The sequence below is a fragment of the Sorangium sp. So ce836 genome, assembly GCF_028553905.1.
In the GTDB taxonomy this organism is placed as follows: Bacteria; Myxococcota_A; Polyangia; order Polyangiales; family Polyangiaceae; genus Sorangium; species Sorangium cellulosum_D.
In genome coordinates this window covers 8,093,878-8,109,965 of sequence record NZ_CP102233.1, presented here as the reverse complement: position 1 = coordinate 8,109,965, position 16,088 = coordinate 8,093,878, and the positions used below count along the sequence as shown (strand labels likewise).

Genomic DNA, 16,088 nt, shown 5'->3' with positions numbered 1-16,088 from the left:
GGGAGCGCTGGCTCAGGAGGCCCCGGATCATGCGGTGCGTCGTCGCTGCGCGGGCTCCTGCGGCGTCGGCCGTGCAGCGAGGGATCGAGCGAAGGCGGTTACGCGGTCCTGCGCGCTGTGGCGCGCCTCAGCGGCGCGGGCGCGGCGAGCCAGCCCACGTACGCCCCTGCGGTATGACGAAGCGCTGACATGCCGCGCGGGGCATCGGAGACTATTCTGACAAAAGCCAACGTGATCCACGCCTTGCACGTCGAGACCAAGCTCGTCTCCGAAGAGCTCTGCGCTCTTCTGCGTCAGGTTGATCCCGCGGTCTTCGTCTTCCGGGACGAGCCCGAGGTGCGCGCCCGGGTCGAACGGGTGGTGTTGCGGCTCCGGGAGCTCGTCGTGGCGGTCGAGCGCGACGACGCGGGGGGCGCGCTCGATCGGCTCCGCGACCGCCTCCGCGCGCTGCTCGCGGCGGTCGAGCGGGCGACCCCGTCCGGGACGCCCTCGCCCAAGGCGGCGTGGATCGCGTTCCAGCGCGAGGTCCAGCCTGCCTACGAGTCGTTGCTGCTGGCGCTGCGCGGGGTCGTCGCGGCGCCGCCTAGCGTCAGGCCGACGAACCATGCGCGCAGCCTGTGGCACGTGGGCTCGGGGCTGGCGGTGCTCGGGCTGGTCCAGCTCCTGCCCGAGCGCGGCTGGCTCGTGGCCGTGAGCGGCGCCTTCGCGGCGGCGGCGTGGTCGATGGAGATCGCGCGCCGGGTGAGCGAGCGGGTCAACGATCGGCTGATGCGGCTCTTCCGGCTCGTGGCGCACCCGCACGAGCGTTACCGGGTGAACTCGTCGACCTGGTACATGACGGCGCTCCTCCTCCTGGCGCTGTTCGGGACGCGGCTGAGCCAGTCGCTCGCCGTGGTGGTGCTCGCGGTGGCCGACCCGGCGGCGGCGCTCATCGGCCGTCGCTTCGGCCGCACGCGGCTGCGCGACGGCCGCTCGCTGGAGGGGACGCTCGCCTTCTTCGCGGCCGGCGCGCTGAGCTCCCTCGCGGTGATGTGGGCGCTCGGCCCGGCGTCGCTCTCCTCGCGGCTCCTCCTGGCCGCCGTCGCCGGCCTGGCCGGGGCGGCCACCGAGCTGTTCTCGTCGCGGATGGACGACAACTTCACGATCCCGGTCGCCGTTGCGGCCGCGGTGACCGTCGCCGGCGCGGGCTGAGCTCAGCGCACCTCGCCGCCGATCTCGACCGCGAGGCGAGCGAGGTACTGCCTCATGAACTCCGCCCGTCGCGCCCCCTCGCGACGCCCGGCGGCCGTCCTCAGGCTCTCGGCGGTCTTGAACAGCTTCACATGAAAGTGGTCGATCGCGTTCTCGCGGTCGTTCCACGGCCTCCGCTCGGCGAACGGATCCTGGGGATCGTAGAACCGCACCCCGAGCAGCCCGCCCACGGCGAAGCAGCGGGCGATCCCGATGGCCCCCAGCCCGTCGAGCCGGTCCGCGTCCTGGACGACCCTGGCCTCGAGGGTCCTCGGCTCGATGCCCGCGCTGTAGCTGTGGGCCTCGATGGCGTGGGCGATGTCCGCGAGGAACGCCTCGGGGTACGCGACGCTCCGGAGGAAGCGCAGCGCCTCCTCCGCGGAGAGCCGCGAGGCCTGGGAGCGCCTGGGATCGTTCTTGGGGACGTTCACGAGGTCGTGCAGCCAGGCCGCGGGGACGACGACCTCCAGCCTGGCCCCTTCGTCGGCCGCGAGGGCCTTGGCCGTGGCGACCACGCGCGTGAAGTGCGCCAGATCGTGGGCCGGATCCTTGCCGAGATCGGTCTGCTCGAGCTGCTTCGCGAAGAGCGCTTCCCAGTCCCTCATCCCCCGCCTCTTACCCACCGGGACGAGCGCGGGCAACGCCGACGGGGAGCGCGAGCGCCATCCGTCGCGGGCCGCCTCCGCGCGCGGTCCGTGGGCGGCGCGTCAGGCCGCCGGGGGCGCCTCTGCGCCCACGCCGCGGGGAGGCGCGGCCGCGAGCTGGTTGATCTGCACGTGCTGGCTCGGGACAGGCAGCCCCAGCTTGCCGAGCTCCTCGCGGATGACCTTGTTGGTGGCGAAGAAGACGGCGCCGTAAGAGCTGCTCTGGCAGAAGGGCCGGACGGCCAGCACGGGCCCGGAGAGGTTGAACTCCAGGATCTCGACGACGGGCGCGGGCTCGCTGACCACGTTGGGGATGAGCGCGAGGCGCGCCTTGAGCCGGGTGATCGCCGCCTCGTGATCCGCGCCGTGCGCGAGCTGCGCCGTGCAATCGACGCGGCGGAACGGGTTCGCGCTGAGGTTCTGGATCGTGTCGCTGAAGATCTTGGCGTTGCCCACGATGGTGCGGATGTTGTCCGGCGTGTCCAGGGCGGTCGCGAAGAGCCCGATCGAGTGCACCGCGCCCGTCACGCCCCCGGCCGTCACGACATCGCCGGTCTTGAAGGGGCGCAGGAGGATCATGAAGATGCCCGCCGCGAGGTTCGAGAGGAGCCCGGACCACGCCATGCCGATGGCGATGCCGATCGCGGCGAGCAGGCTGGCAAAGGTGGTCGTCTCGACGCCGAAGACGCTGAGCACCGCAATGATCAGCAGGATGTTCAGCAGCACGGACGTCGCCGACTCCAGATAATGCGCCAGCGTGACGTCGAGCTTCTTCAGCGTGGCGCTGCGCTGCATGACCGAGAGGACCCCCCGGATGATTATCCGGCCGATGACCCAGACCAGGATCGCGCCCACGATCTTCGTGCCGACGCTCACCCCGAGCGCGACCCCCATGTCCATGTATCGCTGAACTCTCTCGTCCATCTCAAGCCTCCTGGCGACGTGCGCGCCGCTCGCGGGGCGCCCTGTGCAAGGCGCGTGCGCGCCTCGCCTCGAGAGAGCTTCCCCCGGCGGGCACCTCTATCACGCGAGCGGGGCGGTTCGCGAGAGGGGCGGTAGAGATGTTCGAGCATCAGCCCTGCGGCCTGCACACCTCAGCTGGCCGCGGGGTCGGCGCCCGGCCGCGCCTCGGGTCGCCGGCGCGTCCTCCTCGCTCGCCGGCGCCCGCAGGCGCTATCGCGGCCGCGCACCAGCGGTCGCATCTGCGGTCGGTATGCTGAGGTCAGCGCCACGGACCCGCTGGGCGCTACGTCGCCTGCGGCTCCACGTCGGCGCAGCAGCGGAAGCCGACCTCGTAGCCGTAGTCGTCTTCCTTGTGAAAGGTCGTCATCGGGCGGCACTGGCTCCGGATCGGACCCCACCACCCGCCCTTGAGCCCGCTGCGGTAGGGGGCCTTCTGGTCGGTGCGCACCACCCACTCGTTGACGTTGCCGTTCAGATCGTAGACGCCTGCCCACGAGGCGCACTCCGCGCGCGAGCCGGCCGGCTCGCGGCCGTCCAGCCGCGAGAGCTCGGCGGCGCATCGCTCGTTCTGCATGCAGGCCTGGTAGTGGAGCAGCCGCTGCGAGTGGTCTGGAAAGCGGTACTCCCGGTCCTGATTGCACGTCTCGGCGTTCCGCTCGTAGCCGTAGACGTAAGGCAGCGCCTCGGGGCCCTCGCAGGCGAAGTTGAACTCGGCCTCGGTGCACAGCCTTTTGCCCTGAGCCTCGCAAAGATCGGCGGCCTGCTCCCACGACGTCAGGGTGCGCGGCAGCTCGCCCGGGACGTTCGGGTACTCGTAGCGGTCCATGCAGAACGAGAGGCTCTCGGTCTTCTTGGCGACGCACCGCGACGGCTCGCGGAAACGCAGGCACCGGGCGGCCACGCCCGGCTCGCCGTGGCGCTTCGTCCACTCGGGGTGGTATTCGAGGCATTCTTGCACCACCGCGGGGCAATACTCGCCTTCCACCCGCACCATCCCGCCGGGGCAGCCCTCGGTCCTTCCGGGCAGGGTGACCGGCGCCTCGATCGCCGGGGGGTCGTCCGTCGTGGGCTCGTCCAGCGGCCCGTCGGTCGCCATCTCCGCAGACGCGATCGGCGCGGGATCGGACTGCGGGAGGTCGGACTGCAGAAGCTCGGACTGCGGGAGGTCGGACTGCGGGGGTTCGGACATCCCCCCGGAAAACTCGCGAATCTCGCCGTTGCGAGCGTCCCTTCCCTCCGTGTCCGGGTGACTGCTGCAGCCAGAGGCCGCAACGCCAAGCAGTGTCAGTAGTACCGTGATGCCCAGGGTTCGCACAATGACCTCTTCCCACGTTTGCCTACATCGGCGCACATGCGTGGGCCAAGACTTGAACCGAGCTCGCCTCGATCGTCGCGCGAGCGTCGGGACCTGGGTGGAGAGATTGCAAAATCCCGGCCTACTGCAGTGCCCGGCGATCGCGGGCCACGCGGCTGCGCCGCCCGTCGTCGAGCCGCGGTGTGGCCGCCTGGACGGCCGGAATGGCCGGCCAGCGCGCGGCCACCTCGGCACACCGCCTTGCGCGCGACATGCGCGCCCTACGTCAAGTTTGCGTGGTTGGATGGCCGCCGACGCGTCGCCGTGCCCACGGTCGGTCGGCGGTCCCCGGGCGGCGCGAGCGGCGGCGCCGCGGCGGGACGATCATCGACGCCCACCGCGGGCCGGGGCGGGGCCCGCCGGGCGGCCGACGCCCACGCCGGCGCGGCCGCCGGCGGTCCCCCGGAATGCCCGCGGCCGAACGCTCAGCGCCGGCGCCGCCGCGAGGCCAGCGCGCCGAGCACGCCGAGGAGCATGACCCCCCCGAGATCGGCCGAGCGGCCGTTGGTCGAGCACGAGCACCCCGAGTCGCTGCCGGACTCCCCGTCGTCGTCCTTCGGCGTGTCGTCGGGCGACGCGCCTCCGCCGCCCACGCCGCTGCCCGAGGCGCTGCTCGAGGCCGCCGACGAGCTCGACGCCGCGCTCGTGGTCGATCCGCCTCCGGCCGAGGAGGTCGACGTGCTGCTCGCGCCCGCGCCGCCGCCGCCGTCGCCACCGCCGCCGCCGCCGTCGACGCCGGCGCACTCGGTGGAGCACTCCGCCGAGCACTCGCCGCAGATGCACTCGATGATGCGGACGTAGATGCTGGCGCCCTCCGCATGCTGGTCGACGCAGCGCTGCGCGCACGCGTCGTCCGCGCACTCGGAGTAACAGCCGGCGAATTCCCGGCACGGGCGCGACGCGCCGCAGGCGTCGTACCGCGCCCTGCACACGCCCGCGAGCGAGTCGTTGGAGCAGCTGTTGCACTCGCTGCCGCCGCCGCTCGCGGCGCTCGCGGCGCTCGCGGCCGTGGTCCCGCCGATGGGGTACAGGGCGCACACGCCCTCGATGTCGTCGTCCTCGAGGGAGCGGATCGACGAGCCAGCGACGTAGTACGCGGTCATCGTCGAGCCCCGCGCGTCGGAGTGGCCGAGGCCCAGGAAGTGCCCCTCTTCGTGCGTGGCGATCGACTGCGTGTCGACACATCCGTCGTTGCCGGTGTCGTTCCAGCAGAACCCGACGTTGTTGAAGACCATGTCGGCGTCCACGATGGCGTTGCCGAAACCCCAGGCCGGCGTCGTGACGCCGATGACCGAGTGGACGTCGCCGAGCATGCCCGGCCAGGAGTCGCTGATCCAGTGGAACACGCTCTTGCCGTCTCTGTGGTCGTAAAGATCGGTGGTGTCGCCGAGGAGGGTGACCCCCCACTCCGTACACCCCACGCTCGACCACGCCTCGAACCCGGCCTGGATCCGGGAGACGGCGATGCCGGCGATCGGGCGCGGGATCGTCGACTGGTTGATGTAGTAGCCGACGGGCAGCTTGCCCCAGCGGGGAACGCTGGGGTCGAGCGGCGTCCACGCGGCGGCCTCGCCAGCGGCGGCGAGGGAGGAGAGGGCGCCGAGGGCGGCGGCGAGGGCGACGCGGCGCCTCACCTCACTTCACTCCCGCGAGGTGGACCACGTCCGTCATGAGGCTCTCGACCGGCTCGACCTCCACGGCGGGCGCCTGCACGGGCACCAGCGCGCCGCCGTTCCGCCGGACGAGGTGCAGCCCCTCGAGGCTGCGCCGCGCCAGGCCCTTCGTGTCCACGTGATAGACCGACAGCGCGAGCGCCGTGAAGTGCCATCGCCCCTTGTCGCCGGCGCGCAGGAAGACCACCGCGTCCTCGCCCTGCGAGAGGTTGGCGTCGCCGAGCACGCGCTGTGTCTTGCCGTTGTAGGTCCCGCCCATCTGCTCCAGCACGATCACCTTCGGACCCCCGCTGTCCGCGCCGCCCTTGAGCGGCTGAGTGACCGTGAGCTCGGTGCGGGTCACGATCGACCTCCCGTCGTCGGACTCCGTCGTGTACGACTTGCCGACGGTCACACGCGCGACGGTCGCCGACTTGCGCACGAGCTCCTCGCGCGAGAGCAGGACGGCCGTCGTCGCGTCGGCGGGCGCGCCGAGGCACAGCAGAGCGGCGGCAGCGGACAGGGAGAGCACTGCGTTCACGCTTCTCTTCATGTCGATGACTCCTTAAGACCCTCTGTTCTATCCTGAAGCGCGCGCGGCGGCCAACCGGGATCAGGACGGAGTTCGTGCTCTCCGTGCTGCGGTGCAGGATATCTGTCGTGGTGACGGAACATCGCGCGATCGGATGGCGTCATGCCGTCATCTGCGCTCTGCGTAATTGCTCACCGCGCGTGGGTGGTGCGCCGAAATTTGTGCGGTGCCTGTGACGCGCTGCTCGTCCTCGAGGGCGAGATCGTCATGTCGCTGCGCGGCGGGGGGAGAGCGTCATCGCGCCCGGGAGGAGCTGCCCGGGCCGCATCTTCGGGGCCCGAGGCCGGGCGGAACTAGGGCGCGAGCGACAGGTCGCGCACGTAGTCGGCGAGCGCCCGCTCCGCGCTGGCCACCGCCTCCCGCGCGCCCGGCAGCTTCGCCGACAGCGCCGCGATCCGGTCTTCCTGCTCGCTCAGCGCCCTGAGGTACCGCTCCTGGAGCGCGCTCCCGGCGGGCACCACCTTGAGGTTCGCGCGCACGCGCTCCTGCTCGCCGCGCAGCGCCGCGAGCTCGGCCTCCAGCGCCGAGAGCGCGCGCCGCTGGACTTCGACAGCCGCCCTGAGCTCCGCGATCCGCGCGAACACGGCGCGCAGCGCCTCGGGGATCTCGCGCGAGGACAGGTACACCTCGATCTGCTCGTTGGACAGGCTCGTGAGCGCGATCGTGTGCGAGACGGGGTGCTCCAGCGCGACCGTGAGCCGCGCCGTCTCGCCCGCGGCCACCTCCCGCCGGATGCGGTAGCGGTCGCGCGTCGTCTCGACGCCCTCCTTGGGCTCGGCGAGCTCCCAGCCGGCGAGGCGCGGGTGCTCGATGAGCACGACGCGCGGCTCGCGCGCGGCGCCCACGATCGTGTAGACGGTCACCTTGCGGGCGGTCCGGACGAGCTCCAGCACGCCGCCCTGGATCCTCGCGCGGGCGATCGCCTCCTCGGCCCGCTCCTCGCGGTCGATGCGCACCTTCAGGTCCACGGCGAAGCTCACGAGCCGCGACTCGCCCGGCGGCAGCGCCGCGAGCCGGGCGTCGCCCACGTAGGTGACGACCCCCCCGGCGGAGCGCTCGTAGACCGTCATCGCGCCGGGCGGCAGGCTCGTGTCGCTGTCGTTCCGCAGCCGCACCGAGGCGAGCGGCCTGTGCGCGCTCGCCTCCCGCTGGTAGAGCCACACGCGCTCCGCCGGGAGCTCGCGCTCGACGATCGGGAGGAGCGCCGTCTGCCCGCTCGCGATCGTGAGGGGCGCAGGGAAGTGGAACACGACCTGCGTCGCCGCCTCCTTGCGCTCCGGCGCGCGCTCCTCGGCCTTCTCGGCCACGGCCTTTTCGGCCGGCGCGGGGGCCCCGGCGGGGCCCGCGAGGCCTTGGTAGCCCGCGTGCCGCGCCGCCCTCGCCGCGAGCGCCGCGGCGCCCTCGTCGAGGCGCGGCAGCACCCGCTCCGCGACGTCGACCGGCACCTCGGGGCGCTCCACATAGTAAATCTCGTAGAGCGCCTGGCGGAACGTCACCGGGTTGCCCGACACCAGGGTGAAATCCACGTTCTCCCAGTCGCCGCCGCTCTGGTTCTCCACGATGGCCCACCCGGAGAGCGCGCCTGTCTTCGCCTGCGCGTCCTCCGGCACGGTGAGCCGATACGAGGTCTTCCAGAGCGGCACCTCGATGACGTAGGCCACCCGGACGATCCGCTCGCCCTCGCCGGCCGTGCGCACGACGAGCTCGCGGCGGTTGCGCTGGCGCCGGCTCGCGAGCCCGAGCAGCGCCGCGCCGACCTGCCGCCGCAGCCGCTCCTCGGCGAACTCCACGCTCTCGAGCTCCTGCAGGACGACCTGCTTCAGCGCGCCGTCCGACATCAGCGCGAGCCAGTGCCGGTTCTCCGAGCCGCCGCCCGGCAGCGCCACCTGCGCCGCCGTGACCGCGACGATCCGCCCGGCGACGATCCCCTCGGGCCCGCGGGCCCGCACCTCGGCGCCGCGCAGGGCGTTCAGCAGGGAGGCCTCGGACTCCAGCGCTCCCTCGTCGAACGGGAGCTCGCGGAACAGGTCGCGCAGCGGCTCCCTCCCGGGAAGCGTGATGCTCCCGGTCACGCCGCGATCGTCGTAGACGACGATGCTCTTCAGCACGTCGTCGACCTGATCGAGCCGCACCTCGAGCCGGAGCGCGGCGTCGCCGCGCACGCGCGCCTCGTACTCGAAGTATCCGACGCCGCCGGTCGAGAGCACGACGCGGCGCAGCGAGAGCGCGTCCGCCGCGGTCCCCGGCCGGGCAACACCCGTCGCGTCGGCCGCCAGCGTCGCTGTCGTCCACAAGTGATGATCCATCGTCGCCTCCCCCCGGCGGAGGCGTGCGATGGCCCCGCCGTGGGGGTTCATAACGCCCCTCGCGAGGGCGTCAACGACGGGCGACGGGTGGAGTTCGCGCGCCGCTCCCGGCGCCCGTCAACCGCGGCCGGAGGCCTCGATTCGCTTCACGACGGCGAGCGCCTCCTCGACGTGCCTCGCCGCGCGGAGCTGGGAAGAAAAGGCATGTCGAACGACCCCCTCGCGATCGATGACGAACGTCACGCGGCCCGGGAGGAGCCCGAAGAGCGGCCTCACGCCGTAGCGCGCCGCGATCTGCCCGCCGGGGTCGCTGAGCAGCGTCATGGGCAGGCGGTGCTTCTGCGCGAACTGCTCGTGGGATCCCTCCGAGTCGGCGCTCACCCCGATGACCTCGGCGCCGGCCTCCGCGAAGGCGTCGTAACGATCGCGGAAAGCGCACGACTCCGCGGTGCATATCAGGGTGTCGTCCTTGGGATAGAAAAAGAGGACGACGGCCTTCTTGCCGCGGAAATCGGAGAGCTTCACCGCCTCTCGCCTCTGCGATTGCAGGGTGAAGTCAGGGGCGATCTGACCGACGGACAGGGTGGAGGGGGCGAGCATGTCGGTCCTCTACCCGATGCGCCGCGCCGCGTCCAAGGCCGCGGGGCCGCGCGGAGACCCGCCGGTGGCGCGCGGCGGCGGCTCCTCCGCTCCGGAGCTTCTTCGCGATCTCCAGGCAGGCGCCCGGCCGCAGGCCGCGGCGGATTCTCCAGGGACCGGGCCCGCGGCCGCCCCGCGCCCGGGAGAGATCGAGCGAGCGGCGGCCCAGAAGGCGCGCAGCGCGCGCCGGACACCGGCCGCGGGCGGCCGATCGGGCTACCCTGGGCGCCCCATGGCCACCACGTTCGCTGCGCTCATCTTTCGACCCGCCGAGATCCCGGACCGCGCGCTGTCCCAGGGCTTTGCCGTGGCGCTCGGCGGCTGGGACGTCGCCGCGCCGCGCCTGTTCGTCGCGCCGCTCCCGGGCGTGCCCGGCTACGCTGCCGCGTATTACTCGAGCGGCGAGCCCGCGGGCGGCGGCGACGAGCTCGACCACCTCGCCGAGCTCTTCGAGGACGAGCTCTCCCCGCCCGTCGCCGTGCTCGACGCGGCCGAAGGGCTCGGCCACGCGGGCGCGACGATCTTCGCGCTCGTGTTCTCGGAGGAGGTCGTCCACGACGACGGCTGGCGCTTCGAGGCGAGCGGGTTCGTCCGCCATTTCGTGCGGGAAGGGGAGGACGGCCTCGAGGCCGGCGTGGAGACGCCCGACCGGAGCGACCTCGTCGCCATCGACGCCGACCTGCCGGAGACCGCGACCGCCCAGGAGGAGCGCGACGCGACGGATCGCGCGATCCGGCCGCACCGCGGCTCCACGTTCCTCTCGGCCGAGCTGGGGGCGCCGGTGCTCGGCGCGCTGATGGGCGGGCTCTTCGCGCCCGAGCGCCGGGTCGCGGTGCACCTCGTCGAGCCGGGGCCGGCGTCGATCGCCGCGGAGGTGGAGCGCCTCAACCGGGTGCTCCGGCGCGAGGACGGCCGCGGCGCGAAGGCGGCGCCCCCGCCGCCCGTCCGCGGCGTCGCCCCGCCGGCGACGTACGCGGCGTTCGCGCGCGCCTACGACTGGGCCGATCCGGCGGATCCGGAGGATCTCTACCGGGAGCTCGCGATCGGCGCCGTCGAGGGCACGCTGCGCTTCCTGCGCGAGGACGAGCTCCTCGGCCACGAGCGCGAGCCCGGCTGGGACGCGGCGGCGGCGCGGCAACTCTACCCGATCGCGCGGCTCTCGGGCTCGGCGCTCGGCGGCGGCGCGGCCCAGCGGGCGATCCTCGCGCTCGGGGCCGACGGCGAGCAGCTCTGGGTCGTCCGCGGCGGCACGAGCGCGGCGCCGGCCGGTCCGACGTTCGGCGAGCTCCTGCGCTACCTCTCGCTGGGCTGGTCGCGCCGGAGCGACGCGGAGGAAGACCTCATCGGGGCGCTGATGCTGCGCGCGCGCCTCAGGTCCCTCGGGGGCTGAGCCGACGCGCGGGCGGCTGGGCGTTCGGCATCGAACGATCGCAGCGCCCCGCGCCTGCGGCGTGGGGCGCCTCGGTGCGTGTGCCCGCCCGGATCAGAGATAGGTGTCGTACGCCTGGCGCCCGGTGATGGCGGGGCGGACCGGGTACATGCTGGGGTCGTCAAGGACCATGTGGAGCACGCCCACCTCCCGCTCGTTGTTGGCGAATACGCTCACGAGGATCCCGCCCTGCTTGACGCCCTTTTCGTAGCGTTCCGCCCAGTGCTTCGGGACGCCTGCGGAGATGAGGATCTCGCGCAGGCCGCCGGTGATCCCGGCGCCGACCGCGCTCGCCACCACGGCGGCGAGCGGGCCGGCCACCACGAATCCGAGGTCGGGAACCACGGCGCTCATCGCGATGGCGGCGCCGAACGTGTGCGCCGGCGGCGTTCCGTCCGGAACCCTGAAGCACCTGTGGCGCGTGGCGTCGGTCATCAGCAGGCTGACGTCCTGTCGCGTGTAGCCGCAGTCGATGATGCGTTCCGCCGCGGCTTCCGCCTCGTCGCGCGTCTGCACCAGGCCAATTACGAGCTTCGCCATGAGAGACCTCCTTCGCGTGAGCGCGTCCCCGCTCCGGGCCCCCGCGGCGGATACCGCACGGACCATGCCAATTCGGATTTCTCACGCGGCCGCGCGATTGCTTCGATATTCGCGGCCCCTGGACCCCGGCCGAGCGAGGCGGGATGTCGCAGTGCGCCCGCCGTGCCTCGCCTTCTGATGGCAACTTTCGCCTGCGCCGCGCGATATTCCATGTTTGAAAGCGAACGGCGCAAGAACGCCGTGACAAGAGGTCTCGTCCGGCCGGTGCGACCGCGCGCGCGCCGGCGTTCACCGAACGCCTGGGGCGGCTGGAGCACGGCAGCGCGGAGGTCGCCTCAGAAGCCGATCGTGTCCTCGAGCGGCGGAGGCGGCGGCTTCGTCGCCGCGGGGCGACCCGTCGTCGCGGCCCGGCCGCGGCCGTCCGCGGCGCCGCGCGGCGCTGCGGTCGCGCCGGGCTTCCCGGCCGCGGGCGAGCCCGTCCGGGGTCCCGGCGCGCCTGCCTGGACCGACGGGGTGCCTGCCGTGCCCGCCTGGTTCGCCTGCGCGGCCGCCGCCCCCGGCTGTGCGCCCTCCGCGGCCTCGGCCGTGTCCGCCTTCGCGGGCTCGACCGTGGCTTCCGCCGCGGGCTCCGCTGGCGCGATCTGCCCCGGCGCCACGGCGCCGCCCTGCGCAGCGGGCCCAGCCGGCCTAGCTGCGCCCGACGCCGCCTGCCGCGGCGCCGGGTCGGCCGAGGGCGAAGACGCCTCGACGCTGGGCGACGGCCTCGCCACGAGGAACACGACCACCGACAGGGCCGCCCCCGCGGCGAGCGCCCCCGCCAGGATGGCCGGCGCCCATTTGCGGGACCCGTCCGTCCCCGAGGTCGCCATGCCGGCGAGCGTCCGCCCCGGCGTGCCCGTGCTCGAGAGCCGCGCGCCCGGCGCCGACGACGGCGTGCCGGTGGTCGAGAGCCGCGCGCCCGCCGAAGGCGGCACCGGCGCCCCGAACAGCACCGGCGGCGACCCGCCCGCCGGCGCGCCCCCGTGGCTCACCCGGTCCCCGCTGGACGACGGCTCGGTCGTGAACGGCGTGCGCGCGAGCCCGAGGACCGCGTGCTCCAGCGCCTCCGCCAACTGCCGCGCCGACGCGAAGCGCGCCGCCGGATCGAGCGCCAGCGCCCGCTTCATCCAGGCGTCGATCGCCGGGGAGAGCTCCGGCCGGATCGCGCTCGGCGGCGTGAAGATCCCGGTGTGGAGCACGACCGACAGCGCGCCCAGCGTCTCGCCCCGGAACGGCACCTGCCCGGTGAGCGCGTGGTAGGCGACCACCGCGAGACCCCAGAGATCCGCGCGGAAATCGACGTGCTTCGCGCTGAGCAGCTGCTCGGGGCTCATGTAGAGCGGCGTGCCGAGCATGCTCCCGGTCGACGTCATGCCGAGATCGCCCTGCGGCGCGCCCTGGACCCGCTTCGCCACCCCGAAGTCGACCACCTTCACGAACAGCTCGCCCTCGACGTCGAGCAGGAAGATGTTGTCCGGCTTGACGTCGCGGTGGACGATCCCGAGCTGGTGCGCCCGCCCGAGCGCCTTCGCCGTCTGCGCCACGATCGCCGCGACCTCGACCGGCGGCAGCGCGCCCAGCCGCTGCATGCGGCTCTTCAGGTCCTCCCCCTCGAGCAGCTCCATCACGATGTACGGCACGCCGTCCGGCGTGACCCCGTGATCGAAGACCTGCGCGACGTGCGGGCTCTTGATCTGCGCGGCCGCCATCGCCTCCCGCCGGAAGCGCTCGACGAAGCCGCTCTGGTCCGCGTAGGCCGGCGACATGAACTTCACCGCCACCTGCGTCCCGAGCGCGAGGTGATCGGCCACCCACACGCTCCCCATCGCCCCCTTGCCGAGCTCACGCGCCAGCCTGAGCGTGCTCGTCACCTGCTGTCCGGGGTTCATCGGGGGTGCCTCTCCAATCAGCCGAGCCGCCGACCCGAGAAGGCGCCGTGTGCGCGAAGCGCGGTCCTCCGGGCGTCTACGCGCACAGCGTACAACAATCGCCCCGAACCGTCACCAACGAGCGCGTAGGCCGCGGACGTGGCAGGTGCTCTCGGATAAGCTCTCGCCATATGCGCGAAGGCACGCTGGTCGCAGGCCGGTTCGAGGTGCACCGCCTTGCCGGCGCCGGCGGGATGGGCACGGTCTACCGGGCGACCGACCAGCTCACCGGCCGGCCCGTGGCGCTCAAGGTCGCGCCCCCGGAGCTCGCGGCCCGCTTCCGGCGCGAGGCGCGCCTGCTCGAGGCCGTGCAGCACCCGCTCATCGTCCAGCACATCGCCCACGGCACGAGCGACGACGGCGCCCTGTGGCTCGCGATGGAGTGGCTCGACGGCGTCACGCTCGACGCGCGCCTCGGCGAGGGGCCGCTCCCCGTCGCCGACGCGCTGCTCGTCGCCCACCAGATCGCCGACGCGCTCGCCGCCGTGCACGCGCTCGGGATCACGCACCGCGACCTCAAGCCGAGCAACGTGCTCCTCCGCGACGGCAGGGTCGACGGCGTGGTCCTGCTCGACTTCGGCGTCGCGCGGGCGGCGGCGTCGACCACCCTCGTCACGGAGGCCAGCTCGCTCGTCGGCTCGCTCGGCTACGTCGCGCCCGAGCAGGCGCGCGGCGACGCCGAGGTCGACGCGCGCGCCGACGTCTTCGCGCTCGGGGTGCTGCTCTTCGAGAGCCTCGCCGGGCAGCGCCCCTTCGCGGCCGACGACCCGCTCGCCGAGATGTGCCGCATCCTCCTCGAGGAGGCGCCGCGCCTCGCCGAGCGGCGCCCCGACGTGCCGCCCGCCATCGACGAGCTCGTCGCGCGCCTCCTGGCGAAGGACCCGTCCGCCCGCCCCGCGGACGGCCGCGCGGCCGCGGCCGCGCTCGCGGAGACGCGCGCCGTGCTCGCGCGCTCGCCCGGCGAGGGCGGGGACGGCGCGCCGGCGTCGGTCACGGGCGACGAGCGGCGGCTCATCAGCGTGGTCCTCGTCGACCTGGGCGCGGCGGACCCCGAGCCGGCGAGCGATCGAGGCGTCGAGCGCGTCGTCGCGGACGTCGCCGAGGCGTTCGGCGGCGATCGGGTGCGGCTCGCGGGTGGCACGCGGATGGTGCTCCTGTCCTCGCAGACCGACGAGGCGTTCACCGGCCGCGGCGGCTCCGGCACGATGGTCGCCTTCGACCTCGCGGCGCGCGCCGCGCAGTGCGCCCTCGCGATGAAGGCGCGCCTGCCCGGGCGCCCGGTCGCGCTCGCCACGGGGCGGGCGCAGGTCGGCGAGCGCCTGCCCGCGGGCGACGTGATCGACCGCGCGGTCGCCTGCCTGCGCGAGGCCGGGGGCGACGTGCGCATCGACGAGGTCACGGCGGGGCTCGCGGCCCCGCGGTTCGAGGTGATCGGCGACGGCCCCTCGTTCCTGCTGAAGGGCGAGCGCGACGGCACGGAGCCGGAGCGCACGCTCCTCGGGCGCGTCACCGCGTTCGTCGGGCGCGACCGCGAGCTCGCGATGCTGCGCGGCCTCTACGAGCAGAGCGCCGACGAGCCCGTGGCGCGCGCCGCGCTGGTGCTCGGCGAGGCGGGCATCGGCAAGACGCGCCTGCGCTGCGAGCTCGTCCGCGCGGTGCGCGAGGTCGACGCGCGCGCGTCGGTCTACGTGGCGCGCGGCGACCCGATCGGCGCGGGGGCGCCGTTCGGCATGCTGGGCGAGATCGTCCTCGCGGCCGCGGGCTGCCTGCCCGGCGAGGCGATCGAGGCGCGGCGCGGCAAGATCCGCGAGCACGTGGCGCGCGCCGTGCCGGCCGCGGACGCGCGGCGCATCGCGTTCTTCCTCGGCGAGATCGCGGGGACGCCGTTCGACGATCCGGAGCCCGAGCTCGACGCCGCGCGGGGGGACGCGGTCTTCCTGGGCGAGCAGGCGCGCCGCGCCGTGCTCGACTGGCTCGCCGCGCGGTGCGCCGAGGGGCCGGTCGTGGTGGTGCTCGAGGACATGCACTGGAGCGATCACGCCTCGGTGTCGGTGCTGGACGAGGCGCTCCTCTCGCTCGCGGATCGCCCGCTGCTCGTGCTCGGCTTCGCGCGCCACAGCGTGATGGAGACGTTCCCCGGGCTGTGGGCGGCGCGCGGCGTGCAGCACATCAGGCTCGGCGCGCTGAGCCCGCGGGCGGCCGAGCGGCTCGTCCGCAGCGTGTTCGGCGACGAGCTCGCGCCGTCCGAGGTGGCGCGGCTGGTCGAGCACGCGGACGGCCACCCGTTCTTCCTCGAGGAGCTGATGCGCGCGCGGGCCGAGGGCCGGAGCGACCTGCCGCCCACGGTGGTGGCGCTGATGCACACGCGGATCGAGGCGCTGCCGGCCGAGGCGAGGCGCACGCTGCGCGCGGCGAGCCTGTTCGGCGGGAGCTTCTGGCCCGACGGGGTGCTGCAGCTGCTCGGCGCCGGCACGTCGGCCGAGGCGCTCGATCGCTGGCTGAAGAGCCTGCTCTCGGAGGAGCTCGTCGCCCGGCGGGGCGTGTCGCGCTACCCGGGGCACGAGGAGCTCACGTTCCGCCACGGCCTCGTGCGCGACGCCGCCTACGGGATGCTCACCGACGGCGATCGCGCCGCCGGCCACCGCGCCGCCGCGCGCTGGCTGCGCTCGGTGGGCGAGACCGACGAGCGGGTCCTGGCCGAGCACGCCGAGCGGGGCGGCGAGCCCGAGCGCGAAGGCGGCGAGGCGCTCGCCCGCGGCCCGGCGTGAGGGC

At 73.9% G+C, this 16,088-nt stretch carries 12 protein-coding genes; 3 read left to right on the top strand and 9 right to left on the bottom strand.

Translation table 11 applies throughout. The annotated features are described in order from the left end of the window. Positions 1–231 precede the first annotated feature (231 nt). Positions 232–1,191, top strand: coding sequence for a diacylglycerol/polyprenol kinase family protein (locus NQZ70_RS29175; protein WP_129577135.1), 960 nt, complete (start codon positions 232–234; stop codon positions 1,189–1,191). 2 nt (positions 1,192–1,193) lie between these two features. Here NQZ70_RS29175 and NQZ70_RS29170 read toward each other — a convergent pair whose 3' ends face one another. The 7 genes from NQZ70_RS29170 to NQZ70_RS29140 all read right to left on the bottom strand — a co-directional run bounded on the left by NQZ70_RS29170 (position 1,194) and on the right by NQZ70_RS29140 (position 9,341). Continuing rightward, on the bottom strand, positions 1,194–1,835 hold the full coding sequence (locus NQZ70_RS29170) for an HD domain-containing protein (RefSeq protein WP_129577134.1): 642 nt from the start codon (positions 1,833–1,835) through the stop codon (positions 1,194–1,196). Between the two features lie 102 nt (positions 1,836–1,937). Continuing rightward, positions 1,938–2,798, bottom strand: coding sequence for a mechanosensitive ion channel family protein (locus NQZ70_RS29165; RefSeq protein ID WP_165374218.1), 861 nt, complete (start codon positions 2,796–2,798; stop codon positions 1,938–1,940). A 322-nt stretch (positions 2,799–3,120) separates the two neighbouring features. Further along, on the bottom strand, positions 3,121–4,026 hold the full coding sequence (locus tag NQZ70_RS29160) for an SUMF1/EgtB/PvdO family nonheme iron enzyme (RefSeq protein ID WP_129577133.1): 906 nt from the start codon (positions 4,024–4,026) through the stop codon (positions 3,121–3,123). 590 nt (positions 4,027–4,616) lie between these two features. After that, positions 4,617–5,825 carry a matrixin family metalloprotease gene (locus NQZ70_RS29155; protein WP_207217505.1) on the bottom strand — a complete coding sequence of 403 codons (1,209 nt, stop codon included), beginning with the start codon at positions 5,823–5,825 and terminating at the stop codon, positions 4,617–4,619. A gap of 1 nt (position 5,826) precedes the next feature. Next, a complete protein-coding gene (locus NQZ70_RS29150) occupies positions 5,827–6,396 on the bottom strand; it encodes a hypothetical protein (RefSeq protein WP_129577132.1) in 570 nt (189 codons plus the stop codon). 332 nt (positions 6,397–6,728) lie between these two features. After that, positions 6,729–8,741 carry a DUF4139 domain-containing protein gene (locus NQZ70_RS29145; RefSeq protein WP_165374217.1) on the bottom strand — a complete coding sequence of 671 codons (2,013 nt, stop codon included), beginning with the start codon at positions 8,739–8,741 and terminating at the stop codon, positions 6,729–6,731. 117 nt (positions 8,742–8,858) lie between these two features. Further along, positions 8,859–9,341, bottom strand: a complete 483-nt coding sequence (locus NQZ70_RS29140) for a peroxiredoxin (protein ID WP_129577131.1) — start codon at positions 9,339–9,341, stop codon at positions 8,859–8,861. On the opposite strand from NQZ70_RS29140, the gene NQZ70_RS29135 reads away from it, so the two are divergent. Continuing rightward, entirely contained in the window at positions 9,340–10,770 is a 1,431-nt protein-coding gene (locus NQZ70_RS29135; RefSeq protein WP_237244150.1) for a hypothetical protein, read from the top strand. The genes NQZ70_RS29140 and NQZ70_RS29135 overlap by 2 nt on opposite strands. 93 nt (positions 10,771–10,863) lie before the next feature. Here NQZ70_RS29135 and NQZ70_RS29130 read toward each other — a convergent pair whose 3' ends face one another. Next, positions 10,864–11,349 carry a hypothetical protein gene (locus NQZ70_RS29130; RefSeq protein WP_129577129.1) on the bottom strand — a complete coding sequence of 162 codons (486 nt, stop codon included), beginning with the start codon at positions 11,347–11,349 and terminating at the stop codon, positions 10,864–10,866. 335 nt (positions 11,350–11,684) lie between these two features. Further along, positions 11,685–13,277 (bottom strand): serine/threonine-protein kinase, encoded by a 1,593-nt coding sequence (locus NQZ70_RS29125; RefSeq protein WP_129577128.1) that lies wholly within the window; start codon positions 13,275–13,277, stop codon positions 11,685–11,687. Between the two features lie 170 nt (positions 13,278–13,447). On the opposite strand from NQZ70_RS29125, the gene NQZ70_RS29120 reads away from it, so the two are divergent. Next, positions 13,448–16,084: a serine/threonine-protein kinase gene (locus NQZ70_RS29120; protein WP_129577127.1), complete on the top strand. Its 2,637-nt coding sequence runs from the start codon at positions 13,448–13,450 to the stop codon at positions 16,082–16,084. The last annotated feature ends 4 nt before the right edge of the window (positions 16,085–16,088 follow it).

What these genes read in the sequence shown, in the direction of transcription:
- NQZ70_RS29170 (WP_129577134.1), bottom strand. Translation starts at nt 1,835, where the DNA reads ATGAGGGACTGGGAAGCGCTCTTCGCGAAGCAGCTCGAGCAGACCGAT.
- NQZ70_RS29140 (WP_129577131.1), bottom strand. Translation starts at nt 9,341, where the DNA reads ATGCTCGCCCCCTCCACCCTGTCCGTCGGTCAGATCGCCCCTGACTTC.
- NQZ70_RS29135 (WP_237244150.1), top strand. Translation starts at nt 9,340, where the DNA reads ATGTCGGTCCTCTACCCGATGCGCCGCGCCGCGTCCAAGGCCGCGGGG.
- NQZ70_RS29125 (WP_129577128.1), bottom strand. Translation starts at nt 13,277, where the DNA reads ATGAACCCCGGACAGCAGGTGACGAGCACGCTCAGGCTGGCGCGTGAG.
- NQZ70_RS29165 (WP_165374218.1), bottom strand. Translation starts at nt 2,798, where the DNA reads ATGGACGAGAGAGTTCAGCGATACATGGACATGGGGGTCGCGCTCGGG.
- NQZ70_RS29145 (WP_165374217.1), bottom strand. Translation starts at nt 8,741, where the DNA reads ATGGATCATCACTTGTGGACGACAGCGACGCTGGCGGCCGACGCGACG.
- NQZ70_RS29150 (WP_129577132.1), bottom strand. Translation starts at nt 6,396, where the DNA reads ATGAAGAGAAGCGTGAACGCAGTGCTCTCCCTGTCCGCTGCCGCCGCT.
- NQZ70_RS29160 (WP_129577133.1), bottom strand. Translation starts at nt 4,026, where the DNA reads ATGTCCGAACCCCCGCAGTCCGACCTCCCGCAGTCCGAGCTTCTGCAG.
- NQZ70_RS29120 (WP_129577127.1), top strand. Translation starts at nt 13,448, where the DNA reads ATGCGCGAAGGCACGCTGGTCGCAGGCCGGTTCGAGGTGCACCGCCTT.
- NQZ70_RS29130 (WP_129577129.1), bottom strand. Translation starts at nt 11,349, where the DNA reads ATGGCGAAGCTCGTAATTGGCCTGGTGCAGACGCGCGACGAGGCGGAA.